27 protein-coding genes are annotated in these 26,250 nt (G+C 66.0%); 18 read left to right on the top strand and 9 right to left on the bottom strand.

Annotated elements, in window-relative coordinates:
- Positions 1–175: 175 nt before the first annotated feature.
- The 5 genes from C450_RS16935 (at position 176) to C450_RS16915 (ending at position 4,727) form a co-directional block, all read left to right on the top strand.
- Positions 176–1,147, top strand: a complete 972-nt coding sequence (locus C450_RS16935; RefSeq protein ID WP_005045516.1) for a branched-chain amino acid ABC transporter permease — start codon at positions 176–178, stop codon at positions 1,145–1,147.
- 181 nt (positions 1,148–1,328) lie between these two features.
- Complete coding sequence (locus C450_RS16930) at positions 1,329–2,471, top strand: branched-chain amino acid ABC transporter permease (RefSeq protein WP_049910368.1); 1,143 nt, start codon at positions 1,329–1,331, stop codon at positions 2,469–2,471.
- Complete coding sequence (locus C450_RS16925) at positions 2,471–3,229, top strand: ABC transporter ATP-binding protein (protein WP_049910360.1); 759 nt, start codon at positions 2,471–2,473, stop codon at positions 3,227–3,229. The genes C450_RS16930 and C450_RS16925 overlap by 1 nt, the downstream gene beginning before the upstream one ends.
- The gene (locus C450_RS16920) at positions 3,226–3,969 is read left to right on the top strand and encodes an ABC transporter ATP-binding protein (protein WP_005045513.1); all 744 of its coding nucleotides are present in this window, start codon (positions 3,226–3,228) and stop codon (positions 3,967–3,969) included. Before C450_RS16925 ends, C450_RS16920 begins: the two co-directional genes overlap by 4 nt.
- The gene (locus tag C450_RS16915; RefSeq protein ID WP_005045512.1) at positions 3,966–4,727 is read left to right on the top strand and encodes a thioredoxin domain-containing protein; all 762 of its coding nucleotides are present in this window, start codon (positions 3,966–3,968) and stop codon (positions 4,725–4,727) included. The genes C450_RS16920 and C450_RS16915 overlap by 4 nt, the downstream gene beginning before the upstream one ends.
- Positions 4,728–4,794: 67 nt before the next feature.
- Here C450_RS16915 and C450_RS16910 read toward each other — a convergent pair whose 3' ends face one another.
- Complete coding sequence (locus tag C450_RS16910; RefSeq protein WP_005045511.1) at positions 4,795–5,190, bottom strand: universal stress protein; 396 nt, start codon at positions 5,188–5,190, stop codon at positions 4,795–4,797.
- A gap of 87 nt (positions 5,191–5,277) precedes the next feature.
- Here C450_RS16910 and C450_RS16905 point away from each other — a divergent pair, with 87 nt between their 5' ends.
- Entirely contained in the window at positions 5,278–6,153 is an 876-nt protein-coding gene (locus C450_RS16905; protein WP_005045510.1) for a DUF7537 family lipoprotein, read from the top strand.
- A 46-nt stretch (positions 6,154–6,199) separates the two neighbouring features.
- Here C450_RS16905 and C450_RS16900 read toward each other — a convergent pair whose 3' ends face one another.
- The 4 genes from C450_RS16900 to C450_RS16885 all read right to left on the bottom strand — a co-directional run bounded on the left by C450_RS16900 (position 6,200) and on the right by C450_RS16885 (position 9,642).
- On the bottom strand, positions 6,200–6,478 hold the full coding sequence (locus C450_RS16900) for a DUF7520 family protein (RefSeq protein ID WP_005045509.1): 279 nt from the start codon (positions 6,476–6,478) through the stop codon (positions 6,200–6,202).
- Between the two features lie 342 nt (positions 6,479–6,820).
- Positions 6,821–8,614, bottom strand: coding sequence for a cbb3-type cytochrome c oxidase subunit I (locus tag C450_RS16895; RefSeq protein WP_049910366.1), 1,794 nt, complete (start codon positions 8,612–8,614; stop codon positions 6,821–6,823).
- Between the two features lie 190 nt (positions 8,615–8,804).
- Positions 8,805–9,197 (bottom strand): DUF6684 family protein, encoded by a 393-nt coding sequence (locus tag C450_RS16890; RefSeq protein ID WP_005045507.1) that lies wholly within the window; start codon positions 9,195–9,197, stop codon positions 8,805–8,807.
- A gap of 40 nt (positions 9,198–9,237) precedes the next feature.
- Positions 9,238–9,642: a DUF7541 family protein gene (locus tag C450_RS16885; protein ID WP_005045506.1), complete on the bottom strand. Its 405-nt coding sequence runs from the start codon at positions 9,640–9,642 to the stop codon at positions 9,238–9,240.
- A 117-nt stretch (positions 9,643–9,759) separates the two neighbouring features.
- Here C450_RS16885 and C450_RS16880 point away from each other — a divergent pair, with 117 nt between their 5' ends.
- Complete coding sequence (locus C450_RS16880) at positions 9,760–10,620, top strand: cytochrome c oxidase subunit 3 (protein ID WP_005045505.1); 861 nt, start codon at positions 9,760–9,762, stop codon at positions 10,618–10,620.
- A gap of 80 nt (positions 10,621–10,700) precedes the next feature.
- Here C450_RS16880 and C450_RS16875 read toward each other — a convergent pair whose 3' ends face one another.
- Positions 10,701–13,949, bottom strand: coding sequence for an FAD-binding and (Fe-S)-binding domain-containing protein (locus C450_RS16875; RefSeq protein WP_005045504.1), 3,249 nt, complete (start codon positions 13,947–13,949; stop codon positions 10,701–10,703).
- A gap of 232 nt (positions 13,950–14,181) precedes the next feature.
- On the bottom strand, positions 14,182–15,048 hold the full coding sequence (gene coxB, locus C450_RS16870; protein WP_005045503.1) for a cytochrome c oxidase subunit II: 867 nt from the start codon (positions 15,046–15,048) through the stop codon (positions 14,182–14,184).
- A gap of 115 nt (positions 15,049–15,163) precedes the next feature.
- On the opposite strand from coxB, the gene C450_RS16865 reads away from it, so the two are divergent.
- From C450_RS16865 to C450_RS22175, 6 genes are all read left to right on the top strand, one after another.
- The gene (locus C450_RS16865) at positions 15,164–16,666 is read left to right on the top strand and encodes a heme o synthase (RefSeq protein WP_005045501.1); all 1,503 of its coding nucleotides are present in this window, start codon (positions 15,164–15,166) and stop codon (positions 16,664–16,666) included.
- Between the two features lie 22 nt (positions 16,667–16,688).
- Complete coding sequence (locus tag C450_RS16860; protein ID WP_005045500.1) at positions 16,689–17,366, top strand: DUF7546 family protein; 678 nt, start codon at positions 16,689–16,691, stop codon at positions 17,364–17,366.
- Positions 17,367–17,444: 78 nt separating this feature from the next.
- Positions 17,445–17,675: a SelT/SelW/SelH family protein gene (locus tag C450_RS16855; protein WP_005045498.1), complete on the top strand. Its 231-nt coding sequence runs from the start codon at positions 17,445–17,447 to the stop codon at positions 17,673–17,675.
- Between the two features lie 72 nt (positions 17,676–17,747).
- Positions 17,748–18,815 carry an ABC transporter ATP-binding protein gene (locus C450_RS16850; protein WP_005045497.1) on the top strand — a complete coding sequence of 356 codons (1,068 nt, stop codon included), beginning with the start codon at positions 17,748–17,750 and terminating at the stop codon, positions 18,813–18,815.
- A gap of 29 nt (positions 18,816–18,844) precedes the next feature.
- A complete protein-coding gene (locus tag C450_RS16845) occupies positions 18,845–19,564 on the top strand; it encodes an ABC transporter permease (RefSeq protein ID WP_394324915.1) in 720 nt (239 codons plus the stop codon).
- A 236-nt stretch (positions 19,565–19,800) separates the two neighbouring features.
- Entirely contained in the window at positions 19,801–19,965 is a 165-nt protein-coding gene (locus tag C450_RS22175; protein WP_161606976.1) for a hypothetical protein, read from the top strand.
- A gap of 35 nt (positions 19,966–20,000) precedes the next feature.
- On the opposite strand, the gene C450_RS16835 is transcribed toward C450_RS22175, so the two are convergent.
- A complete protein-coding gene (locus C450_RS16835; protein WP_005045494.1) occupies positions 20,001–20,609 on the bottom strand; it encodes a DUF420 domain-containing protein in 609 nt (202 codons plus the stop codon).
- A 122-nt stretch (positions 20,610–20,731) separates the two neighbouring features.
- Between C450_RS16835 and C450_RS16830 the strand changes: the two genes are divergently transcribed.
- From C450_RS16830 to C450_RS23270, 5 genes are all read left to right on the top strand, one after another.
- The gene (locus C450_RS16830) at positions 20,732–21,148 is read left to right on the top strand and encodes a cobalamin B12-binding domain-containing protein (protein ID WP_005045492.1); all 417 of its coding nucleotides are present in this window, start codon (positions 20,732–20,734) and stop codon (positions 21,146–21,148) included.
- Complete coding sequence (gene meaB / locus C450_RS16825) at positions 21,145–22,284, top strand: methylmalonyl Co-A mutase-associated GTPase MeaB (RefSeq protein WP_005045491.1); 1,140 nt, start codon at positions 21,145–21,147, stop codon at positions 22,282–22,284. The genes C450_RS16830 and meaB overlap by 4 nt, the downstream gene beginning before the upstream one ends.
- Before the next feature lie 34 nt (positions 22,285–22,318).
- Positions 22,319–24,088 (top strand): DNA polymerase/3'-5' exonuclease PolX, encoded by a 1,770-nt coding sequence (polX, locus tag C450_RS16820; protein WP_005045489.1) that lies wholly within the window; start codon positions 22,319–22,321, stop codon positions 24,086–24,088.
- 420 nt (positions 24,089–24,508) lie between these two features.
- Entirely contained in the window at positions 24,509–25,477 is a 969-nt protein-coding gene (locus C450_RS16815; protein WP_005045488.1) for a sugar phosphate nucleotidyltransferase, read from the top strand.
- 85 nt (positions 25,478–25,562) lie between these two features.
- Positions 25,563–25,694, top strand: a complete 132-nt coding sequence (locus C450_RS23270) for a hypothetical protein (RefSeq protein ID WP_275039285.1) — start codon at positions 25,563–25,565, stop codon at positions 25,692–25,694.
- Between the two features lie 17 nt (positions 25,695–25,711).
- On the opposite strand, the gene C450_RS16810 is transcribed toward C450_RS23270, so the two are convergent.
- The coding region (locus C450_RS16810) for a Dph6-related ATP pyrophosphatase (protein WP_005045486.1) at positions 25,712–26,250 on the bottom strand (539 nt) is incomplete at its 5' end.

The raw sequence follows: 26,250 nt of genomic DNA, 5'->3' as shown, positions 1-26,250 counted from the left end.
TCGAGGGCAATATGTGGTACCGACGATCGAGCGACCGGCCGAGAGAAGACGACAGAATGAACGATCCAACAGCGACCGACTCGAACAGTACCGTCAAGTACCACCGATCTCCCTGCCACCGTCGGCAGTTCGGCGTCGGTGGCGAACGACCGAGAAGCGAGAGCAGGAGCGTTCGATGAGCCTCCTTGCCGAAACGGTCCGCATTCTCCTCAACGGCCTCCAGACGGGGGCGATCTACGTGCTGTTGGCGATCGGGCTGTCGATCATCCTCGGCACGCTCAAGTTCGTGAACTTCGCCCACGGCGCGCTGTACGTCGTGGGACTCTACGTCGGCCTTCTGGTCTCCCAGGAAACGACGTTCTCGCAGGGACAGCTCGCCGAGTTCGGATTCGGCACGCTCGGGCTCGACATGGGATTTCTGGCCGCGTTGATCATCGTCCCAATCATCGTTTTCGTGCTCGGGATGGCGATGGAACGGTTCGTCGCACGACCGTTTTACGACCGCCCCGACACCGACCAGATCCTCCTCACCTTCGGGCTCGCGATCGTGGTTCAGCAGGCTCTCAGGGTGCTTTTCGGCGGCAACAGTCAAAGCTTCGCCCAGCCCGCGTGGGCGTCAGGGGCGGTGCAGCTGCCGCTGGTCGGCGGGTTCCCCCAGTGGCGGCTCTGGGTGATCGTCATCACGGCAGTGTTGGTTGTGCTCGTGTACGCGCTGATCGAGTTCACCGACTTCGGGCTCACCGTGAGAGCGGGCACCCAGGATTCGGAGATGGTCCAACTCCTCGGGATCAAGATCACGCGGCCGTACATCGCGGTGTTCGGTATCGGTGCCGCGCTGGCTGGCGTCGCCGGCGTCGTCGGTGGCCCGCTGACCGTCGTCAACCCGACCGTCGGGACCGACGTTCTCGTGCCAGCGTTCCTCACGGTCGTCATCGGCGGGCTCGGCAGCATCAGAGGCGCGGTGCTTGGCGGGCTGATCCTCGGGATCACGCAGTCGTTCCTGATCCAGTGGAGCCTCGTGATCCCCGCGCTCGGGATCAACTACGGGCTCGCGCCGTGGTCCCAGGTCGGGATCTACGCGATCGCCGCGATCATCCTCCTCGTGCGTCCTCAGGGCCTGCTCGGCAGCGAGGTGGATATCTCATGAGACTGGAGACGACGCCGATCCACGGTGAATCGACCGACCCACGCCCGCGGCGTTTATTAGCGCGCACTCCGTGTGAGAGACATGAGACCGTCGATCACGGTACCGACCCCCATTGTACGGTTCCACGGTGTCGACGGAACTGGGCCACGTGGATTCGTGGCCGTCCGTGGAGGTGGTGTGCATGAGTGATAAGAACGCGAACGCGACCGAGACCGAAGCCGACGGCGGCGAGACCGTGAGTGGGGGGACCGGTACGGCGTCCCTCGATGGGGTCCGATCCCGGTGGGAGCGCGTCCGCGGGCGGGAGTCGACGATCATCGCGCTGACGATCGTCGGCGTCGCGCTGTTTCCGTATCTGCTCGCCCGAGCACCGGTGATCAGCGATCTGCTTCAGGGCTACCAGGAGCTGGCGTCGTTGATCCTCGTCTGGGGGATCTTCGCGATCGGGTTCGATCTGCTGCTCGGGCGCACAGGACTGCTCTCCTTCGGCCACGCTGCGCTCTGGGGAGCGGGTGCGTACGCGGCCGGCTGGCTCAGTGCGAACGTCGTCCAGTCCCCGCTCGTGATCGTCGGGATCGCGGTGCTGTTCGCTGTGGTCCTCTCGGTCGTGCTCGGGGTGTTGTCGCTCCGGCGGGGCGGGATCTACTTCGCGATTCTCACGCTGGCGTTCGCCCAGATGATCTACTACATGGCCTCGGCACCGCTCGCGTCCATCACTGGCGGCGACAACGGGTTGACCGGCGTGGAGATCGGGCCGCTGCTCGGCTCGTTCGACCTCGGGACAGAGCTCCCGTCGGTCGCCGGAACGCTGCTCGGCACGTGGCGATACGCGTTCATCGCCGCGGCACTGGTGGCGAGCGTCGCGGTCATCCTGCGGATCCTCAACTCACTGTACGGGATCGTGTTCCGTGCCATCCACGAGAACGAGCAGCGCGCGTCGTTCGTCGGCTTCAACGTCTGGCGATACAAACTGGCGGCGTTCGTGCTCTCGGGGACGTTTGCGGGGCTCGCGGGAGCGCTGTTCACCGTCCACGGCGAGTACGTCCCGCTGTCCTCGCTGTACTGGACCACGAGCGGCGAAGTGGTCATCATGACCGTTCTCGGCGGCGTCGGGACGTTGATCGGCCCGCTGATCGGAGCCGGGATCTACCTCTGGGTCGAGTACATCGTGAGCGGTGGCTACCCCTTCGACTGGATCGGCCCCTACTGGCATCTCGTGCTCGGACTGGTCTTCGTCACGGTCGTCGTCCTGTTCCCCCAGGGCGTCTGGGGCGTCGTGGAGGACGGTCGATCGTGGATCGCGGCACGGCTGGAGGAGCGCTGATGGCGCTGCTCGAAACCCGTGGGCTCGTGAAGCGGTTCAACGGGCTCACCGCGACCGACGACGTCGATATCGCGATCGAAGAGGGCGAGCGCGTGAGCGTGATCGGGCCGAACGGCGCGGGGAAGACCACGCTCATCAACCTCATCACGCGGATGCTCGATCCAACCGAGGGCGACATCGTGTTCCAGGGCGAGTCGATCACCGACCGTGCCCCCTACGAGGTCGTCCAGCAGGGGATCAGCAAATCGTTCCAGACCGCCTCGATCTTCCCGGAACTCACGGTCGAGGAGAACGCCGAAATAGCTGCACTCGGGGCCGAACACGGCTCGTTCCGGCTCAACTTCCTCCGTCATCGCAACCGGTATTCGGCGGTCGACGACGCGACCAAGCGAACCCTCGAAGCCGTCGATCTCTGGGGCCAGCGCGAAGTGCCGGCGGCCGATCTCCCCTACGGCGACAAGCGCCGGCTGGAGATCGGGATCGCGCTCGCAAGCGAGCCGGATCTCCTCCTGATGGACGAGCCCACCGCCGGAATGAGCCCCGAGGAGACCAACGCGACCGTCTCGCTCATCGAGGACGTGAAGGAGGAGCTCGGACTCACACTGGTGTTGGTCGAACACGACATGGAGATCGTTTTCGAGGTCTCCGATCGCATCATCGTCCTCAATCGGGGCCGAGTCATCGCGGAGGGGACCCCCGAGGAGATCCAGGGCGATCCGGACGTTCAGGAAGCCTACCTCGGTGGTGTCGAGCTGTGAGCCTGCTTACGCTCGACGAGGTCGACGCGTACTACGGCGAGAGCCACATCCTGCGCGACCTCTCGATGACGGTCGAGGACGGCGAGATCTGTGCGCTGCTCGGTCGCAACGGCGCGGGGAAGACGACGACGCTGCGCTCGATCGCGAGTTCGAAGCCGCCCGACGTCCGCGACGGTACGATCACCTACGACGGCGAGGACATCACCGGGAGAGCCGTCGAGGACGTCGCGATGGCCGGGATATCGCTCGTGCCCGAGGAGCGACGGATCTTCGCGGACCTCACCGTCGGCGAGAACCTCCACCTTGCGGACGTCGCGCGCAACCGTTCAAACACGTTCGGACGCTCGGTACAGGTCCAGCGGAGCGGGATGTCGACCGAGGATGTGTTCGAGTTCTTCCCCCGACTCGAAGAGCGCGAATCCCAGAAGGCCGGCACGCTCTCCGGTGGCGAACAACAGATGCTCGCGATCGGTCGCGCGCTGAAACAGAACACCGAGCTGTTGATGCTCGACGAACCCTACGAGGGGCTCGCACCGCAGATCATCCAGGCGGTCGAGAACGCGATCGAGCGGATCCGCGACGCAGGCACGACCCTCCTGCTGGTCGAGCAGAACGCCGCGGCGGCGATCAAGATCGCGGATCGGTGTTACGTGATCGACCAGGGTGCGATCGTGTTCGACGGCACCGCCGAGGAGCTTCGTGACGACGACGAAACCCGTGAACGGTATCTCGGCGTATGACGGCCGACGATACCGACACCGAACGCACAGGAGCCACCGTGGATACCGGCAGTGACGACAACGATAGAGCCGACCCCGACGCCGAAGCGCTCCTCGACGCGCTCATCGACGGCGGCGTGGTCGCGGTCGACCCGGAAACCTCGACGGTCGCCACGACCGCCGAATTCGAGGACACCCGTGCGGTGTATCACGACACCTACGCCGACGCGTCGGCCGAACGGTTCCACGAGTCGGTCGCCGAGGTGTTCGGTCTCGACTCGGCGGGGGCTGCGGCCGAGCAGGTCGACGAACTCGGCGTCACCCGCGAAGAGTTCGTCGCGTACCTCGCGATCGACGCCCACCTCGATCGGTCGCCGTCGACGGCGACCCTCGCCAGGATGGCGCGTGTGGTGAGCGAACTGCGTCCCGGGACACCGGTTCCGGATGCGGTGGTCGAACTCGACGACGGGAGCTACGAGAGGTTCGTCTCGTCGCACGACCGCGCGATCGTCACGGTCTGGAAACACCACTGTGACCCCTGCGAGGCGATGAAGGACGACCTCGACGAGATCCTCGCCGCGATCCCCGATGAGGTGGCCGTCGGGGGTCTCGACGGTGAGGACTGCCCCGAGTTTCGGCGTGCAATCGGCATCGACGCCGCCCCGGCGCTGGCGCTGTTCACGGACGGGGAACTTCGGGAAGGGTTCACCGGTCGGGCGACGCCTGACCGTGTCGCCGCGGCGTGTACCGAGGTCTACGAAGATGGCGACGGCGCGTGACACCGCGAGCACGGTTCGCGCGGCGAACGACCCCGATTTTGAGAGCGCCGTCGAAGCGACGTGGCGCTCAGTCGTTCAACCCGGCGACGAGCACCGGGCGCTCCGCGTTGAGGATCACCGACTGAGTCACGCTGCCGAACAGCGCCTTTCCCGACGGGTTGCGCTTTCGTCCACCGATGTAGATCGCGTCGGCGTCCCGCTCGGTCGCCAGTCGAAGGATGGCGTCGGTCGGGTCACCACTCTCCTCCGCGACGGAGTTCTCGATCCCGGCGTCGTCGAGGCGATCGAGCGCGCGCCGGACCGATCCAACCTGGGTAACGGACGCCCCCGACGGGTTCTCGCCGAAGACGTGACAGACCGTGACGTGAACGCCGTCGGCCGCGTTCGGCAGACGAGTAACGGCGTCGAGCTGTCGATCGAGGCTCGTTCCGTCCGCGTCAACACACAACAGGATCTCGTACATGTCCGACCACTCCGGAGAGCGGCGACTTAGCTGTTGTGACGGGATCGAATCCAGAATCGCAGTACGGGTATCGTGAGGGGCACCCACATGCGCCGCATCCTTCCGTTCGTCCTCGTCGTCTGTGTCGTTCTCGCCGGCTGCAACGGTGTCTTCGGGACAGAGAGCGACGAACGGACGCCGACGCTCACGCCGGTAGCCGTCCCGACCGACGAACCGACCCCGACGCCCGTGCCACGGCTCGCACCGGGTCTCACCGGCAAAGGAGTCGTGAACGCCAGTGCGCTCGCAGCGGCACACACCGCCGCGTTCGAGAACACGTCGTTCACGGTACGGCAGACGGTGGTGTACCGAGCCGAGAACGGCACGTCGATCCGTCGGATCGAGAGCACTACTCGTGTCGCCGATGGCCGCTTTCGGGTCACGAGGCGCTGGAACGAATCGACGACGTTGCAGCAGGTGGAGTACTACGACGACAGCGAGCGTGTTCTCGTAGCAACGACCAGGGCGAACGACACGACGACGTATCGCCGGTTGTCGCCACAGGCGGTCGTCGCCCAGCGGTCGTCGGTCCTGGGAGCGGGCAGCGGACGGATCGAAACGATGTTCGTCGCCGCCGAAACCCGCGTCGCCAACCGGACGGACCGCAACGGTACGACGGTCTATCGCCTCGTGCCGGCGGTAGCTCGCCGAGAGACGTCGAACACGGCGACCGTTCTGGATCGATCCGTCAGCGTCCGTGCTGGCGTCACCGAACAGGGGCTCGTGCGGAACTACACGCTCACCCAGCGACTCAGTGGTGATGGGGCCGACGGGGCGACGACGATCGTCGTCTCGGCGCGCTACACCGCGATCGGCGCGACCGATGTCGAGCGCCCCACCTGGTACGGAAACGCGCTCGCGGCGACCGACGCGACGGCGTCGAATCGAAACGAGACGAATCCGAGGCCGACGACAGCCGGCTGAACGGTCCTGATTGGTCCGTCGTCCGGCTTGCTCGTGAATCCGCCCGTTATGCGTCGTAGCGCTGCGAGGCGTAGCTCACGAGGATCAAAACGATTCCCAGCCCGACCCCCATCGTCCCCATCCCGTAGATCGCGAGCCCGAGCGGCGTGGGCTGGAGTTCGATCAGGAAGAAGAGATCGACCGGGCGGAGCTCCTCGGGGCCATAGGTTCCGAGCAAAAAGCCCGTGAGCCCAGCGATGGCGATGACAACGACGTACACGACCATGACCACCGATCGACCGCGTCGGCCGGTGGATGGCGTCGTCGCCGTCGGATTCTCCGACATACCGCTACGTCGCGCCCGCCGGACAATCAGCCTTTTGTCCTCGCGCGCCTCACATGCCGTATGGCCGAAAAAGAACTCCTCCTGTTGATTCTGGTCGCCATCTCGATGTCGATGGCGGTGATGACCGTCGTGCTGGTCGTCAGCTGATACGGTCGCCGACAACCTGCGATCGAATCTCCGACCGCACAGCACAACCGCCTGTTCTACTCGTCTTCTGCTGTTCGGGAGTTCTATTTCACTCCTTCGACGAGAGTCGTACGACAGCGGCGCGTTCACCATCGTCGGAGCGATCCGACGTGGTTTGCGGTCGCGTTGCGACCGCTCACTTCCGGGAGACTCGTTTCACTCGTCCGACGAGGTTCGCCTCGTTTCGCTCGGCTCACCGCCGTCAGTCATCGCCGTCTCCTCGTCGGTATCCTCACCGCCGTCGGCGATCGCGGTCTCGGTGCGGCGTTCGTGCCACTGCCACTCGTGGGTGAACTGGCCGCTCTCCTTCAGGTTCCACGGATCGGCGTCCTCCATCGTCGGAGCCTCGTACCACGACTGGACGATGTTCCAGATCCAGATGACCTGGCCAACGAAGATGAGCAGTGCGCCGAGCGTTGCGAGCTGGTGGAAGACGGTGATGATGTTCACCGGCCCGAGGCCGAAGTCGTACGTCGCGTACCGCCGGGGCATCCCGAGATAGCCGAGGAACAGCATGGCGAAGAACGTCAGGTTGGTCCCGATGGCGGTGAGCCAGAAGTGGGCTTTCGCCAGCCGCTTCTGGTACATCTTCCCGGTGAACAGCGGGAACCAGTAGTAGATTCCGGCGAAGAAGGCGAACCCGAGCAGCCCCATCACGATGTAATGGAAGTGGCCCACCACGTAGTAGGTGTCGTGGAGGACGAGGTCCACGGGGATCGAGGCGAGGAACACACCGGTGACCCCGCCGATGATGAAGTTCGACACCGCGCCGATACAGAACAGCATCGGGGCTGTCAGTCTGACGTTGCCGCCCCACATCGTGGTGATCCAGTTGAACGTCTTGACCGCGCTCGGGATCGCGATCGCGAGCGAGACCGCCATGAAGCTCGCGCGGATCCGGGGATCGATCCCGGTCGCGAACATGTGGTGAGCCCAGACGCCGAACGAGAGCACTCCGATCGCCAGCGTCGAGTAGACCACGAACTTGAAGCCGAACAGCTTCCGTCCGCTGAACTTCGGGATCACGAGACTCAGTATCCCCATCGGCGGTAGCGCGAGGATATACACCTCGGGATGGCCGAAGAACCAGAACAGGTGCTGCCAGAGGATCGGTCCGCCGCCCTCTCCGACCGCGAAGAACGTCGTCGCGAAGTTGCGATCGAGCAGCAGCATGATGAGCGCGCTCCCCAGCAGCGGGAACGCGAACAGGATCAGCCCGGACTGGGTCAGGATCGTCCAGCTGAAGATGTCGAGATTCGCCCAGTTGACGTCGGGACCGCGCTCGGTGAAGATGGTGGCGATGAAGTTGATCGACCCCATCGTCGCCGAAACCCCGGTAAGATGGAGGCCGAGCAGCATGAAGTCGACGCCGACGTTCGCCTGCGTTCCGGACCCGACGCCCGCCGACAGCGGGGTGTACATCGTCCACGCGGTCTGTGCCGGGACGATGTCGAGGCTTGCGATCGGCGCAGTAAAGAACCCCGCCCAGATCAGGATCGCCCCTGGTGGAAGGAGCCAGAACGCGATGGCGTTGATCCGTGGGAACGCCATGTCGTCAGCGCCGATCAGCAGCGGGATGAAGTAGTTCCCGAAGGCCGCGATCGCGGGCGTGCCGAACAGGAACAGCATCGTGATGCCGTGGCTCGTGAGCAACGAGTTGTAGAACTCAGCGCCGATGACGTCGGTGGCCGGCGCGAGGAGTTCGGCACGCATCAGCATGACCATGATCCCACCGACGGCAAAGGCAATGGTTGCGTACGTTCCGTACAGGACCCCGATGTCCTTGTGATCGACAGTCGTCAACCACCGGATGATCCCGCCGGGCTTCTCCTCGTGGGCGTAGCCGGTTTCGCCGGAAACGGCACCACCGCCGCCAGCCAGCGGCGTGTACGACCGCCAGTCCTCGATTCGGGTGAGCCAGACCGCCACGCCCGCGAGGAGCAGCCCCATCAGGACCGTCAGCGCGAGCTGGGCTTGTACCATACGCGGATCTCGAATCCACAGCGTAAAGAATCCTTAGATTTCGGCCAGCAGTTCGGGAAGACGAATCGCCCGACAGGAGCCTCTTCGCGGGCGAATTGGGTCGAGACCGACGGCGGGATGGAGACGGTTCGACGGCCGGATCACGACCGGTCGATCGTCACTCCGAGTCGGCTTCGGTGACGGCCGGTTCGAGATCGTCGTCATCCCCATCGGTCGTCGTTTCGTCGTCGGCCGTCTCGGCGGTGACGCCATCGGCGAGGTCAGCGGTCGCACCCGTCGATCCGGATTCGGCGGTGCTGGAATCGGTGGTCACCGCTTCGGCGTCGGCCTGTTCGGCTCCGGCGATCGCCCGTCCGGAGAAGTACGTGAGGAGCGCGAGCGCGACGAAGGGAACCACCAGCAGCGCCATGCTCACCGCCGTCAGGAAGAGGTTCTGCTCCCACGGCCTGACGACGAGAAACAGCACCACGAAAAACAGGATGATCCCCAGGGGGATGACGTTGACCGTGAGATCGAGGAGCGTCTCGCGGTCGAAGGTACGCTCTGACATTGGCCGCGGGTTCGGCCAGCCCGATAAATAGGTTGTCGGTTCAGTACGGATCGTTCTCGACGTACCGTCCGCCGGCCCCCACGAGTGCGGCGACCACTCCCGCGACCGCGAGCGCCGCACCACGGGCGACGATCGCGCTGGGTTCGAGCAGAGTGGTCGCGAGCGCGTCGACCGAGAGGGTATCGAGCTGGGTGAACGCGAGGATCGCGCCGAGCGCCACGAGCGCGAGCCCGAGCCCCACGAGCAGGTTCCAGGGCCGCTCGGCGTAGCCCGACTCCTGGACGATCCCCGCGACCGACGCGACGAGCAACAGGAGGCCGCCGACGGCGACCGGGAAGACGTTAAAGAGGAGGCCGAGCTCCGAACACACGAACCCGAGGACCACGATCAGCGGCCAGGGGCTCGACATCCGGTACTGGTCGCTGATTCCGGGCTGCTCATCCATACCCGACGTTGGGCAGCGAGCGTAAGAAATCCATCGAAAGCCACGCGACCACGACGGCGATCGTGGCGACCGAGGAGGTTGGGAGGGTTTTTGGTGGTCGGTCCGCAACCCGAGCGCATGGGAACAGCGGACGATACGGCGGAAGAACACGGCGGCCATCACCTCCCGGCGGACGAGGACTGGCCGCGCGGGTTCGGCGAGGCGAGCTGGTGGCCGTTCGTGAGCGCGGCGGGCGCGGCCGGGCTGTACGTCGGCGCGGCCCTGTTCTTGCTGGGGCGTGGCGACGTGGAGATCGTGTCACCGATGGCCGGTCCGGCGGTGTTCATCGCCAGCACCGGACTGTTCCTCGGTGGCCTGTTCGGCTGGCTGTATCACGCCTTCATCGCCGACTTCTGGGCGCGCGGCACCGACGAACACAGCGCTGACACCCTCCGATTCGCGATGGTCCTGTTCCTCGGGACCGAGATCGCCACCTTCGGGGCCGGATTCATCTACTACTTCTTCATCCGGGTCGGCACGTGGGCACCCGGCGAGCTACCACCGCTGGTGAGTTCGCTCGTCCTCGCCAACACCGCGATCCTCGTGATCAGCAGTTTCACGTTCCACTTCGCCGAGGTCGCACTCCGGAAGGGCAACCGGCAACGCTTCCTCGGCTTGCTCTCGGTCACCGCGCTCCTCGGCATCGTCTTCATCGGTGGGCAGATCCTCGAGTACTACGAGTTCATCGTCCACGAGGGGTTCACGCTCACTAGCGGCATCTTCGCGAGCGCCTTCTTCGGGCTCACGGGCCTCCACGGTCTCCACGTCACGCTCGGGGCGATCCTGATCGGGATCGTCCTCATCCGGGCGTTCGCCGGCCAGTACTCCGCCGAACGTCACACCTCCGTGAGCACGGTCTCGATGTACTGGCACTTCGTCGACGTGGTCTGGCTCTTCCTGGTCGTGGTGCTCTACGTCGGCGCTGTCGCGAACGTCTGAGCGGTTTCGGCGGCTGAAAACGTCGATCGGAGCGTTTCGGCGTCTCAAAGCGTTTCGGCGTCTCAAAGCGTTTCGGCGGCTCAAAGCGTTTCGGCGAGTTTCTCGATCGGATGTGGCGGCTCGCCGTCGACGCGCTCGCCGATCTGACTCCGGCAGGACGCACCCGGTGCGACGACCCGATCGCCGTCGCTCCGCTCCACTTGGTCGAAAAGCACGTCGGCGATCGCCCGGCTCATCGAGCGATGTTCGGCCTCGTAGCCGAACGAACCGGCCATCCCACAGCAGCCCGAGTCGAGCGGATCGATCTCGTAGCCCGCCCGTCGGAGCACGCCCACCGCGTGGTGGTCTTTCTTCGTGGCCTTCTGGTGGCAGTGGCCGTGGTACGTGAGCGACTCGTCGGGACTGGCAGTGTCGAGCGTCTCGTCGAGGCGGAACCGATCGAGATACTCCATCACGCCGTAGGTGTTTTCGGCGACGATCTCGATGCCACCTTGTGCCGTCCCACCGTCCGTCGCCGGCTGTTCGCCGGCCTCACCGGCCGCGACGGTACCCGTGGGCGCGCTCTCGTCGGGTCCGAGCAAATCGAGATAGTCGGACTGGAACATCACCGCATCAGAGGGTTCGACGACCACGACATCCCAGTTCCGGCGGACCAGCGGCGCGAGCGCGGCGACGTTCTGCTCGGCGGCCGTGCGCGCCTTGTCGAGGAACCCCTTCGAGAACGCGGGCCGCCCGCTGTCGGCGACCCCGAGCGGCAGCCGAACGTGGATTTGGGCGGCTTCGAGCACCGCGACGGCGGCTTTCCCGGCTTCCGGATGGTTGTAGTTGGTGTAGGTGTCCGGAAAGAGCAGGACACGCCGATCGGCGTCACCGGCCGGCACCCGCGCGCCGCCGCGTGCCTCGAACCAGTCCTCGAAAGACTCGTCGTGGAACGTGGGAAGGGTGCGGTCAGGGGCGATACCGACGGTCTTCTCCAATACGGTGCGCGCGCCCGGCAGCTCGGATGCCCAGTTCGAGAGCGGCGCGAACCGACTGCCGAGCGCCGAGAGCCGGTCGATGTTGGCGAAGAGACGATCGCGGAGGCTCGCGCCGTGGCGCTGGTGGTGTTCGTGGGTGACCTCGGCCTTCATCTTCGCCATGTCGACCTCGCTCGGACAGTCGTTCGCACAGCCCTTGCAGCCGATACACAGATCCATCACCTCGTTCATGAACTCGACGTCGAACGCTGCTTCAGATCCGTCTCCCTTCGCGGGCCGTGCGGCCCGCTCCGAGTTGGCGGCTGTCGCCGCCCCGAGATCGCCGCTCATCGCCTGGCGGAGCAGGTTCGCCCGGCCGCGGGTGCTCAGGATCTCTTCCTCCGCGGCTCGGTAGGTCGGACACATCGTGCCGCCGGTGGTCGACTGGTGACCCCGACAGCCGCCGCAGCCGTGACAGAGCTCGGCCATCCCCTCGAACCCGTTCTCGTTTTGCCACTGGAGTGCGGGATCGAACCCGGCGTCGAACTCGTAGTCGGGATCGAACCGGAGGTTCTCGGTCAGATCAGGCGCGTCCGTGCTTCCCTGCCCGGCATCGTCTGCCGCCTCGTCGGGAAGGCCACAGACCTGGCCCGGGTTCAGGAGCCAGTCGGGATCGAACGCCGATTTGAGGTCGCGAAACACGCCCCAGAGGTGGTCGCCGTAGAGTTTCCGGTTCCACTGAGTGCGGGCGCGACCGTCGCCGTGCTCGCCAGACACCGACCCGTCGAGCTCCACCACGAGATCGGTCACGGCGTCGGCGATCCGTTCCATCGACTCGACGCCATCGACGGTTTTGGTGTCGATCAGCGGCCGGACGTGGAGCACGCCGGGACCGGCGTGGGCGTAAAAACTCGCGAACGTGTCGTTGTCGTCGAGGATCTCCTGAAACCCGGCGACGTACTCCGGGAGGCGTTCTGCGGGGACGGCGCAGTCCTCGATGAACGAGATATGCTTCGCGTCGGAGGTCCGCGAGAGCAGGATCGGGAGCCCGGATTTCCGGAGCTTCCAGAACCGTGCGCGGGTGTCGGCGTCGTGGGCCTCCATCGCCGCCCGGGCGTACCGTCGTTCGTCCGTCCGTTCGGCCGCGCCGGCGCTCGGCTCCGTCGCTGGATCGCCGTCGGGCACCCGGTCGGCGATCAGGTCGGCGACCTGTTGTTTGCCGTCGGCATCGGAGTCGGCGTAGAATTCGACGAGGAGGACGGAGTCGGTCCCGTCGGACAGCATGCCGACGACGTCGGCGAACTCACTGGTGTCACGCGCGAGATCGAGCAACACATCGTCCATCACCTCGACGGCGGCGGGATCGTGTTCGAGGATGGGTGTGACGTCTTCCATCGCATCGCCGAGTGAGTCGTACGTCAGCAGCGCAACGGCCTTCGTTTCGGGGATGGGTTCGAGCGAAACGGTGGCCTCGGTGACGATCGCGAGGGTGCCCTCGCTGCCACAGAGCAGGCGGGCGAGGTTCACCGATCCGGACTCGCTCACGGCTTCGCCGTTCGTCCGTTCCGAGGCGCGTTGTACCTCGCGGGCGTCCTCGACCAGTCGATCGAGATCGTACCCCGAGACGTTGCGCTTCAGATCGGGATAGGCGTCCTCGATCGCGTCCACCTCCTCGTCGAGAATCCGCGCGACGGCGGCGTGAATCTGCGCTTCGAGATCTCCTGCCGGATCGGCGCGGTCGTGGAGTTCCTCGATCCCGATCTCGCCGAACTCGGTCACGGTGCCGTCGGCGAGGACGACCTCACACGATTCGACGTAGGCGTCGGTCTTGCCGTATTTCAGCGAGTGTGCGCCCGTGGAGTTGTTGCCGATCGCACCCCCAAGGGTGCTCTTGTCGCCCCACGCCGGATCGGGCGCGAACTTCAGCCCGTGGGAGGCGAGCGCCGCGTCGATGTCGGCGAGATAGCTCCCTGGCTGGGCACGTGCGGTCCGCACGTCGGGATCGACGTCGACGAGCGAATCCATGTAACGGGTGAAATCGAGGACGACGGCCTCGTTGACCGCCTGTCCCGCGAGGCTGGTTCCGCCGCCACGCGGGAGCACCGGAATCGACCGCTCGGCACAGTAGCCCATCACCGCGGCCACGTCGGCAGTCGAGCGAGGAAAGACGACGCCGATTGGCGTCATCTCGTAGGCGCTCGCGTCGGTGGCGTAGAGCTGTCTGGTGTAGGTATCGAAGCGTGCGTCGCCCTCGATCCGCGATCGGAGATCGTCGAGGAGCTCCGGCCGTGCCACCGTGGTGCTTCGGTGGTCGTAGCTCGCGTCGTGTGCTGGTCGGTCGGCCGTCGGCGACCGGTCGAACTCGCTGGTCATCGTCGAGCGACCTCCCGGCGTTCGATCCCGTCGAGAGAGACCGAATCACGGGGACGCCTCCCGAATTCTGACTCGGTCGTCCGCGGTCGGGTCACTCGTTGCATGGCCGTCGTGAACGAGTGGACTGGACGAATGCGTTGCATGTCTACAGCAAACGAGAGCGCAGAAATGATTCTTTGGTCGAGCAGCCGTGATGTCGGTCGGGAACGATGCTCGTCGTGTCGAAGGGAGTTTACGCCGGCTTCGCCGGGATCGCACTCATCGCCGAGCTGTTGGAGGCGTTGCCGCCTGCCGAAGCGTTGCCGCCCGACGAGGCGTTACCGCCGGACGCCTCCTGCTGGCCGAGCCACTGTTGGTAGTCGTCCTGGGGCATCACGGTCATGTTCGCGAGCATCCCGGAGTGGCCCGAGCCACAGAACTCGGCGCAGTAGAGCTGGTAGGAGCCGGGTTCGGTGGGTTTGGTCTTGATGGTGTTGTACTCGCCGGGGACCGCGTCCTGTTTCAGCCCGAGTTCGGGGACGTGGACCGCGTGGATCACGTCGGTCGAGGTGATGTGGAAGTAGGTGTCGGTCCCGTTCGGAACGGCGAGTGTGGAGGCGTTGACGCCTGCCTCGGGGTAGTGGAAGGTCCAGCCCCACTGGTAGGAGATGATCTCGACTTCGACCGCGTCACTGTCCGGTGGGGGTGCGGTCGCGCCTGACTGGTTGATCAACACGTCCGCCCCGACCTGCTGTTGGGCCTGGGCCTGGGCCTGGCCGCCGCTCGCGTCGGGCACCAGCGAGACGTAGGGGTTCGCGAGGACGGCGAACGATGCGAGTCCGACGAACAGCAGGATGATCGCGGTCGTGATCGTCCACGTGATCTCGAGACGACGGTTCTCCCTGGTTGGCTGGGGATCGTCGTTGTTCCGGAATCGGATGACCGTGTAGATCAGGATGACCTCGACGAGGATCGTGATCGGGATCGCCACGTACAGCAGCGAGGTGTTCAGGTTCGAGATCATCCGCTCGGTGACCGACTGCGCCATCGCCGGCTCGACAGCGGCGAGAAGTAGCGCGACGACGAGCGGTGCGAAGAGGCCGATACGCGTTCGCTTCATTTGGTCTGGAGTTTGCCGGTAGCGCATAAATACCTGCTGACTTTCCCGCTCGGTGGCCGAAAACGCGGGGCCTAAGTGCGGTCGCGACGAAGCAATGAGTCGAGTTACACTAGCCGTGGCCACCGATACAGACTCCGTCCCGACGCGGGTGACGACGCTGCTCGCCGCCGCCGCCGTCGGCGTCTACCTCCTGATCGTGATCGGGGCGACCACGACGCTCTCGCACGCCGCCGCCGCGTGTACGACGTGGCCAGCCTGCGGCGTCGACCTCTCGAACCCACGCCTCGCCATCGCGTGGGGCCATCGCATCGCCGCGGCCCTCGTTGGCCTGCTCGTCCTCGGCGCGATCGTCGCCGCCTGGCGCGCGCCGACCCCGCGACGCGCGAAGACCGCTCTCGCCGTGCCGTTCGTGCTCTACCCGGTCCAGATCGGGATCGGTGCGCTCGCCGCGACCACCAGCGCGGAGTGGATTTCGACCGCCCACCTGCTCTGTGGCGTCGGGATCTTCACCGGCCTCGTCGTCGCGCTCGCGTGGACGCTCGAAATCGATGCTCCCGGCACCGACACACCGGCCGCAGCAGCCGATACCGACGCACGAGCCGCGGACGCCGCTCCGTCGGCCGCGACAGCCACCGAACAGGTGACAGCCGGAACGGTCTCCGCTGACGACTCGGACGAGCCAGCGGTCGTCGAGAACGACGTCGAACCACTGTCGAACCGATCGCCGTCGCCGGCTGACGAGGGGCTGATCGAACGCGCACGGACCGTCGGCACGGCGTACTTCCGGCTGATGAAACCCCGACTGATGTGGTTGCTGTGTCTCGTCGCGGCCGCCGGGATGGCGCTCGCGGCCGGACCAAACCTCGACGCTGGCACCGTCGTGCGGGTGCTCGGTGGTGGGGTGCTCGCGATCGGTGCGAGCGGCACGTTCAACCACGTCCTCGAACGCGACATCGACCGGCGGATGCAGCGGACCGCCGACCGGCCGCTCGCGACCGACGAAGTCGGTGTCCGCAACGCGATGATCTTCGGCTGCGTGCTCGCGGTCGCGTCGCTCGGTCTGTTCGCCACCGTGAACCTGCTCTCGGCGGCGCTCGGACTGTGTGCCATCCTGTTTTACAGCGTGATCTACACGCTCGTACTCAAACCCAACACTGTGCAGAACACGGTGCTCGGGGGTGCTGCGGGCGCGCTGCCGGCGATCATCGGCTGGGTCGGCGTCACGGGAAAGATCGGAATCCCGGGCCTCGCGCTCGCGGGCGTGATCTTCCTCTGGACGCCGGCGCATTTCTACAACCTCGCCCTGGCGTACAAGGACGACTACGAGCGCGGCGGGTTCCCGATGATGCCGCTTGTGCGTGGCGATCGGGTCACCCGCCGGCACATCCTGTGGTATCTCGGGGCCACCCTGCTCGGCGCGAGCGTGCTCGCTGCGGTCGCCGAACTCGGGTGGCTCTACGGCGCGGCCACGGTCGCCTTCGGCGGCCTCTTCCTCTGGGCGGTGGTCCGGCTCCACCGCGAGCGGACCGAGGACGCCGCGTTCCGGGCGTTCCACGCGTCGAACGCCTACCTCGGTGCGGTGCTCGTCGCGGTCGTGATCGACGCTGTCGTGCTGTGACCTCGTACTTTCCAGACCACTCATGAGCTACGACCGCATCGCCGTCCGCGATCGCCTCGCTCGCGTCAGTCCGACACCCGAAGCCCTGCTGTGGGGCGCGATTCTCGTCACCGCCGAACTCCTGGCGCTGTTGCTCTACCTCGTCCAGCCGAACGTCACACCGACCGCGATCCGGTACTACGTCTACCCGTTCATCTGGATCAACGTCGGTCTCTGGGCGCTCGTTCGGACCGACGCGCCGGCAGCGAGTCGGCGGCGACGCTACGCCGCGGGCGCGCTCGCAGTGGGCTATTTCGCGGTGCTCGCGTACGCCGGCGGGCTCGTGGGCTCCGGTCTCGGCGAGATGGCGACCGGGCTTCGGATCGCCCCCCTGCCACCGGGACAGGGGCCCGCGCTGATCTACGGTGGTGAGGCGATCCGGCTGGNGCTCTTTCCCTACAGGATCGTCGGCTACGTCGCGCTCGCCGTCCTCGTCTACGCTACCGTACTCGACGTGGCGGGCTCGGCGATCGGGGGCGTTCTCGGGCTGTTCTCGTGTGTGAGCTGTACGTGGCCCGTGATCGCCTCGTTCGTCGGCGGCGTCGCCGGGGGCTCCTCGGCGGTCGCGAACGCTGCGCTCTCCGGATCGTACGGACTCTCGACCGTGATCTTCGTCGTGACGGTCGGACTGCTGTACTGGCGGCCGTTGGGCGATGAGTAGCGCCGTGACGACCGGCAGGCGGACGCGGACGGACCAGAGGGGCAAAAGCGTAAATCGCCCGCGACCGTCGTGATCTGCATGGCAACCGTCGAGATCGAATACTGCGTCCCGTGTGGCTTCCTCGAACGAGCCGAAGCAATCCAGCACGCGCTGCTCGCCGGTCTCGGCGAGGAACTCGACCGGGTAGCGCTCGTGACTGGCGATCACGGCGTACTCACGGTCGCGGTCGACGACGAGACCGTTTTCGACAAAGAGGAGGACGAGTACGACGTCGACGGGATCGTGCGGGAAGTCCGCAGTCGGCTGTGAGCACCAGTCAGCGGTGCGACCGATCGTCGGCGAATCGATCCCCTTAGAACGGCTGCGGCACTCGGTTTCGGTATGGAACGGGCACTCGTCGCCGAGGACATCCATCGAAAATACGGCGATCGGGTCGCGCTCGATGGGGTCTCGCTGTCGGTCGACGCCGGCGAGGTGTTCGCGCTCGTCGGACCGAACGGCGCGGGCAAGACCACGCTGGTCCGCGCGCTGACCGGCACGACCGCTGTCGACGGCGAGGTGTCGGTGTTCGGCGAGTCGCCCGCGACCGTCGCGAAGTCGCGACTCGGCGTCCTGCCTCAGGAGTTTACCCCGCCGGAGCGTCTGAGTGCGCGCGAGCTGATCGCCTACTACGCCGGGCTCTACGACGCTCCCCGCGACGTCGAGGGCGTGCTCGCGGACGTCGGGCTCGCCGACACCGCCGACACCCACTACGAAAACCTCTCGGGCGGCCAGCGCCGGCGGACCTGCGTCGGTGCGACGCTCGTGAACGATCCCGACCTCCTCGTGCTCGACGAGCCCACGACGGGGATCGATCCCGCCGGCCGCCGTGATCTCCGGCGACTCCTCGCCGATCTCGCCGACGGCGGCACCACCGTGCTTCTCACCACCCACGACATGACCGAGGCCGAGCGCCTCGCCGATCGGGTGGGGCTGCTCGCCGACGGCCGCCTCGCCGCGGTGGACTCGCCCGCAGCCCTCGTCGCCGAACACGGTGGCGAGAACCGGATCGTGGTCGATCTCGTCGCCGACCCGATCGAGGACGGAACAACGATCGACGACAGTGATGGTACGGCCCCGTCGCCAGCGACTGCGGTGGACGCGCTCGGCGAGACTGGCCACCGGGTCGAACTGCGCGACACCGAACTCGTTGTTCACGGGGTTGACGCGGCGGACATCGGCAGAGTGGTCGACGATCTCGAACGCACCGGGATCGTCTACGACGGTCTCGAATGGCGACAGCCCGATCTCGAAGACGTCTATCTCGCGGTGACCGGACAGGCGCTCGTCAGCGGCGAGGAGCCGGTCGCAGAGCCGACGGACGACGACGGCAACGACAGCGACGACACCGCAGCGGAGACGCCAGCGAAGCCGAACGCGAGCGACGGCGAAACGGGGGTTGCACAGTGACCGCCACCGGCCGGGTCGGCGCAGAGTTCATGGCGGCGTGGCGATCGTTCCTCCGGCGACGGACCGCGGTCTTTTTCACGTTCTTCTTCCCCGTCCTCCTGATTCTCATCTTCGGCGTGCTCGTCCAGACCCAGCCCACGGGCGGCGGACTGTTCACCGAGCCAGCGGGCTACTACGTGCCTGGCTACCTCGCGGTCGTGGTGCTGTTCACGCCGCTCTCGCGGATCGGCAGCACGGTCGCGCGCCACCGCGACGGCAACCGTTTCGAGAAGCTCGCGACCACGCCGCTTTCGCGTACGGAGTGGCTGCTCGCCCGAACGCTCGTCAACGTCGTCATCATCGGGATCGCGAGCCTGCTCATCCTCGGGCTCGTTGTGCTCGTTACCGGAGCCGAGGTGGCGCTCTCCGTAGTCTTAGTCCCGTTCGTCGGGGTTGCAGTCGCGCTGTTCTGTGGGGTTGGCGCGCTGCTCGGCAGCCTCGCCGATTCGACCGATGGAACGATCGCCGCGAGCAACACGATCGCGCTCCCCCTTCTGTTCCTCTCGGAGACGTTCGTCCCGCCCGATCTGCTCCCAGCGTGGTTTCAGCCCATCGTGAATCTCTCGCCGCTGACTTACTTCGCGCGCGGCGTGCGCGCGGTGACGAATGGAGCTAGCGCAGCGGCGTGGGGCGGGGATCTCGCCGTCCTCTGCGCCCTCGCGGCCGGCTTCGTCGCGCTCGGTGCGTATGCGCTCCCGCGAACGGACTGACTTGTCCGGTGAGGTCGAGGCTACTTCCTCCAAAAGACGCGCTCGAAACAGGCATGATCCGTGTGTACAGTAGTTTGATATGGAATCGCGGACACCAGCAGGGTAGTGAGACTGGAATGGGTGTAGTGGGTGAGCCGAATTCGTTGCTGTACATGCTCAGCTATTTTCTCCTGTTTCCTCCCATGATGATCGGAGGGCTGTTGATTCCTATCGGACTGCTACGCCTGACGGGATGGATGACGACCGGCAACAGTGTCGAGAACGCCATCGGTGAGCGACCCGAGTACAAATCACGGCTCCACCGCTTCGCCACGTTTGCGACCGGATTCGTCTGCATGCTCGCTTCCGGTGTCGTGTTTCTGGTGGTAGTGGAGGGAGTCCTGTTCGGCCCCCTCGGTTGAACGCGCTTTCCTGGAAAGAGGTGCGGCGGCCGGGGCTACCTGGGAACCCACGAGTAGACGTGATTCAGGAGGAAGTAGGTCACGACGCCCAAAAAGAGGCTCAGCGACCACGACGCGACCGCGATCCGGCCGACCCGCGCGTGGGCGGTCTCGGCGAGTTCGGCGGGCGTGTGGGTCAGTCCGAGCACGACGGGATAGATCACGACCGGCACCGCGATCGCCGACAGCAGGATGTGGATCGCGAGCATAGCGAGGTAGATCGGCTCGATGATGCCGGCGTAGGCACCCAGGAACTGCCCTTCACGGATCACGATCGATTTCTCGAACCCTCCGCCGATCTTCCAGAGGTAGAGCACGAGGAAGGCGAGGATCAGCCCGAATGCGGTGAGCATCGCCGCGCGGTGTCGCCACACGTCGTCGCAGCGGATGAGGACGTAGCCGACGAGCAGCGCGGTCAGCGCGAGGCTGTTGATGACCGCGATCGCATCCGAGAACAACAGTACAGTTTCCTCCCCGATCGGCGGGAAGACGTCGACGATGCCGGCGAAACTCCCGAGAACGAGCACGTAGCCGATGACCGAGAGGACGGCGGTGACGGCGAGTGGATGTCGCTTCACCGGCCCCTCGGCGCTCGCAGTGGCCATGCGTCGAAGTCGGGCCGCGGGTGGTATCCGTCTTCGGATTTCTGGCGACCGGGCAAGAGACAGAATCGACCCACATCGTCGTTACCGATAGACCCAAACCGCGGGCGGGCAAACGTTGCCGCATGAGTGCGGGGCAGACACAGCAACCGATCCGATGTCTCGTCGCCAAGGTGGGCCTCGACGGCCACGACCGCGGCGCACACGTCATCGCGCGGGCGTTCCGCGACGCGGGCTTCGAGGTGGTGTACTCGGGGCTGCATCGCTCGCCCGACGAGGTCGTCCAGGCCGCAGTCCAAGAGGACGTCGACGTGCTCGGCATCTCGATCCTCTCGGGCGCGCACAACACGCTCGTCCCCAAAATCTTGGACGGTCTCGACGAGTACGACGCTCTCGACGATACCTTGGTACTACTTGGCGGAATCGTCCCCGACAAGGACCAAGACGAACTCGAAGAACAGGGCGTCTCGGCGATCTTCGGTCCCGGCGCGTCGATGGAGGACACCATCGAGTTCGTCCGCGAGAACGCCCCCGAGCGATGAGCGACCTGCTCGAACGGCTGCTCGACGGCGACCACCGCGCGCTGGCGCGTACGATCACCAACATCGAGAACCGCGCGCCCGGCTACCGTGACCTCGTCTCTGGCCTGTACGAGCACGCCGGCACCGCCGAGGTGATCGGCATTACTGGCAGTCCCGGCGCGGGGAAGTCCACATTAGTGGATAAGATGGCCGAGACGTACCGCGACCGTGGCGAGACCGTGGGCGTGATCGCCATCGACCCCTCCTCGCCGTTCACCGGCGGCGCGGTGCTCGGCGATCGGATTCGGATGGCCTCGAACGTCGGCGACATGGACGTGTTCTTCCGGTCGATGAGCGCGCGCGGCAGCCTCGGCGGAGTCTCGATCGCGACCGCGGATGCGGTGAAGGCGCTCGACGCGTTCGGCAAGGACCGGATCATCGTCGAAACCGTGGGGGCTGGCCAGAACGAGATCGACATCGTGAAAACCGCCGACACGGTCGCGGTGTTGGTCCAGCCCGGCAGCGGCGACGACGTCCAGATGCTCAAGGCTGGGATTCTGGAGATCGCGGACGTGTTCGTGGTGAACAAGGCCGATCTCGATGGCGCGGACAGAACAGTCCAGGAGCTCCGCGAGATGCTCGACCTGCGCGGGAACGCCGGCTCGGGCAGGAACGACCAGCACACGGGTCACGGCCACCACGCCGAAGTGACAGCAGTCGAAAGCGACGCTGCTGCGGCCGACGCCGACGGTGACGGACGCGCCGGAGCGGCCGATGGAGCCGCGCTCAAGCAGGCCGAGGCCGAACCAGGTGACGACGGCGGATCGGACGCGGTGTGGACACCGCCGATCGTCGAGGCGGTCGCCACCCACGGCGAGGGCGTCGACGCGTTCCTCGACGCGATCGACGACCACCACGCCCACCTCGATTCGACCGGCGAAGCGAGGGCGAAGGCCCGCGAGCGCTACGCCGAGGAGATTCGGACCCTCCTGCGCGAGGACACCGCCGCCCTGATCGCCGAGGAGATCGACGCTCGCGGCGGAATCGACGATCTCGTGGATGGCGTCGTCGCCGGCGACACCGATCCGTACGGGATCGCCGACGACGTCCTCGATCCCGTCGCGGCGTGTCTCCGCGAGCGCCGCGAGGACGGATGACGGGAGTAGCGACCTCGGAGGGAGGGAGCCCGACGTGAGCCGGAACGACGCAGTCGCCGATCGGTTCGAGGAGTTCGCCGATCGCCTCGAAGCCACCGGTGTCGAGTACAAACCCCAGTCCTACCGCCGAGCGGCCGAGAACGTCCGTGCGCACCCCGAATCTGTCGAATCGCTGGTCGCCGGCGACGGGGAGGGCGTCGAGGCGATCGAAGGGGTCGGCGAGGCGCTCGCCGCGAAGATCGTCGAGTACGTCGAAACGGGTGAAATCGAGGAGCTGGAGGAGTTCCGGGCGGAGCTGCCCGTCGACATGGCCGCGCTCACGAGCGTCGAGGGCGTGGGGCCGAAGACGGTGGGGACGCTGTACGACGAGCTCGCTATCGAGGATCTCGACGACCTCGAAACCGCCGCTCGCGAGGAGAAGATCCGCGAGATCTCCGGGTTCGGCGCGACCTCGGAAGAGAACATTCTCGCGGGGATCGAGTTCGCGTGGCAAGCGAACGAACGCTCGCTGCTTGGCGATGCGCGCCCGCTGGGCGAGGAGCTGTTGGAGTACGTCGCTGGTGGAGTGGACGAGGCGAACGAAGCGGTCGAGCGGTGCGAGCTCGCGGGCTCGCTCCGACGATGGCGCGAGACAATCGGCGACGTGGATCTCCTCGTCGCGAGCGACGATCCGGAGGCCGTGGTCGAGCGCTTCACCGACTGGGGGCGCGCAGACACCGTGATCGAGGCGGGCACAAGCAAGGCGAGCCTCCGCGCGAACGGCGTCCGGATGGATCTCCGGGTAGTGGTGCCCGAGGAGTTCGGGAGTGCGCTCCAGTATTTCACCGGGAGTCGCGACCACAACATCGGGGTCCGAAACCGGGCGATCGAGCGGGATCTGAAGGTCAACGAGTATGGCGTGTTCGATATCTCGGGTGTGGACGACCCGGACGCCGGCCAGCGAGTCGGCGAGCGGGTTGCGGGCGAGACCGAGGCCGGAATGTACGAGGCGGTTGGTCTGCCGCACATCCCGCCCGAACTCCGAGAGGACAGCGGCGAGATCGACGCGGCCGTTGCGGGCGAGCTGCCCGATTTGGTCGATGCCGACGCCGTTCGTGGCGATCTTCACGTTCACACCGACTGGTCCGACGGCAAGGACGGGATCGAGGAGATGATCGCGGGTGCGGCCGCGTTCGGCCACGAATACCTCGCGATCACCGATCACGCGGCGGGGCCAGGAATCGTCGCCGACACCGGGCTCTCGGACGACGATCTCCGCGAGCAGCGCGACGCGATCGAGGACGCGGCCGCCGCCGTCGACGCCGAGATCGATGTTCTCTGTGGGGTCGAGGCCAACATCGACGCCGATGGCGCGGTGTCGGTCGGTGATGGAGTGCTTGACAAACTCGATCTCGTGGTGGCCTCGCCGCACAGCGGACTCGATGGCGACGGCACAGATCGGATCGTCGCGGCGATCGAACATCCCTCCGTCGACGTGATCGGTCACCCGACCGGACGCTACCTCAACCGGCGGCCGGGCCTCGAACTCGACTTCGAGCGGGTCGCTCGCGCGGCCGCAAAACACGGCGTCGCGCTCGAAGTCAACGCGAATCCCTCTCGGCTCGATCTGTCGGGTGGTGCGGTCCGGACTGCGATCGAGGCCGGGGCGACGATCGCCGTCGACACCGACGCCCACCGGCCGGCGAGCTACGAGCTGCTTCGCTACGGCGTCCACACCGCCCGTCGGGGCTGGGCCGAGGCCGGTGACGTGCTCAACGCCCGTGATTTCGATGGACTGCGCGCGTTTCTCGACAACGAAGCCTGAAATCGTCGCTCGACACGGATCGAACCAACTGGCGGCGGTTGCGGTAGCGATGGAGCGGTGCGGTTGCGGTTAGCGGTTCCTGGTGGATGAAGGGCGAGACCACGAACGGAGTGAGTGGTCGAGGGCTTCGGCGGTTGCGGAGAGCGTTAGTGATCTCACCGCGAGCGACCGAAGTGAGCGGGGGTTTTTGATGCACCGGAAGACGCTTCGCGTCTTCCGAGCCTTCGTTCGCTCCGCTCACGAAGACACATTTTTGCGAGGAGTGGTGTGCGAGCGAGTGAAACGAGCGAGCACACCCGACGTGGTTCGAAAGGCGCTTTGCGCCTTTCGTCATGCCGAGACGGCGAAGCCGTCTCGTAGCAAAGTAAAAAGGTGCGTGCAATGAAAAAGGACTTACCGGGCCGCCGAGTGTGAAAGCGCATGCAGGCTATCGTGCTCGCTGGCGGCTATGCGACGCGGCTCTGGCCGATCACGAAACATCGGCCGAAGATGTTTCTCCCAGTCGGCGACACGGTGATCATCGACCGGATCTTCGAGGAGTTGGAAAGCGACGAGCGCATCGACGAAGTGTACGTCAGCACGAACGAACGCTTCGCGGGGGCGTTCGAGGAACACCTCGCCGAAAGCGACTTCACGAAACCACAGCTCAGCGTCGAGGACACCTCGGGCGAGTCGGAGAAGTTCGGGGTCATCGGCGCGCTCGCCCAACTCGTCGAGCGCGAGGGGATCGACGACGATCTCCTCGTGATCGCGGGTGACAACCTCATCAGCTTCTCGATCAGCGACTTCGTGAACGAGTTCGAGGCGCGCGAGGCCCCGACGATCGCGGCCTACGACGTCGGCTCCCGCAAACGCGCCACATCGTTCGGCATTCTCGAACTCGACGGCGATCGAGTGGTCGACTTCGAAGAGAAGCCCGACGATCCGCCGAGCACGCTCGCCTCGATCGCGTGTTATGCCTTCCCGGCGGACGCGATCGCCTTCGAGGAGTATCTCGCGGGCGACAACAACCCCGACGAGCCCGGCTGGTTCGTCCAGTGGCTCCAGGCGAAGCGGCCGGTCTACGCCTACACCTTCGACGACGCGTGGTTCGACATCGGCACCGCTGAAGGCTACCTCGAAACCGTCGCGTGGGCGCTGAACGGCGACACCGCGATCGAGCCCGACGCGACCGTCGAGAACAGCGAGATCGGCGACGACGTCCACGTGATGGGTGGCGCGACGATCAGGAACGCTACCGTCGACCGATCGGTGATCTTCCCCGACGCCACCATCGAGAACGCGACGGTCACGGACTCGATCGTGGACGAGGACGCCCACATCGCTGGCACCGACCTCGCCGGCGCGCTCGTCGGTGCACACACGAAACTCCCGGACGACGCGGACTGATCGATCGGTTCCAGTGATCAGTCGAACGGCTGAAACGATGTCTCGGTCCAGAACGTTCTTGACTGCCGTCGCCTAACCGATAGCCATGTCATCACGAACGAAGCAGGCCATCGCGGTGCTGTTCGGCGTCGTGATCGTCGCGTTCGGGGTTCACTACGCGTTGTTCGGTTCGCTCCCCCTCGGCAAGCCGGCGCTGCTCGACACCGAATCAGAGTAGTTTCCTCCGGCCAGCGGTTATCCTTCTTCGAGCCACGCGTCGGTGATTCGAAGCGTCCCACGAACGCCGTCCCACTCCGTCTCGTAATCGAGTTCGAGTCGTCGGTCCATATGCGGACCAGCAGTGACGAGCGTCTCGAACTCGCCACCCTCGCCGAGAACGTGGACGCCGTACTCGTCGTGGAGGACTTCGAGCTCGTCGAACGCAGCGGCGTCGAGCGTGCGTCCCAGCCACGACTCGTCGAGGCCGCGGGCGGCGACCGCGAGCAACCGGATCTCGAACCCCGCATCCAACATCTCGTCGGCGAGCGTGCGCGGATCGCGCTGCCAGAGCGGGGCGAACAGATCGACATCGAGTCGGTCGCAGAGCGCCTCGATCCGGCTCGTCTGGAACTCGCTTTCGACCGCGCCCGCGATCACGCCCGCGAGGCCGCCGTCGATCTCGTGATCGAGGTCGCGCAGCGCGCGTTCGAGCGGCTCGATCTCGGCGTCGCCACGCGCGCCCGAATCGGTCTGGTCGGCTCCCGCCGCGTCGAGATCGACCTCGACGAGATCGA

The organism is Halococcus salifodinae DSM 8989 (assembly GCF_000336935.1).
GTDB lineage: Archaea > Halobacteriota > Halobacteria > Halobacteriales > Halococcaceae > Halococcus > Halococcus salifodinae.
Note: the sequence above shows the minus strand (reverse complement) of the source record. Positions and strands in the feature narration are given on the sequence as shown.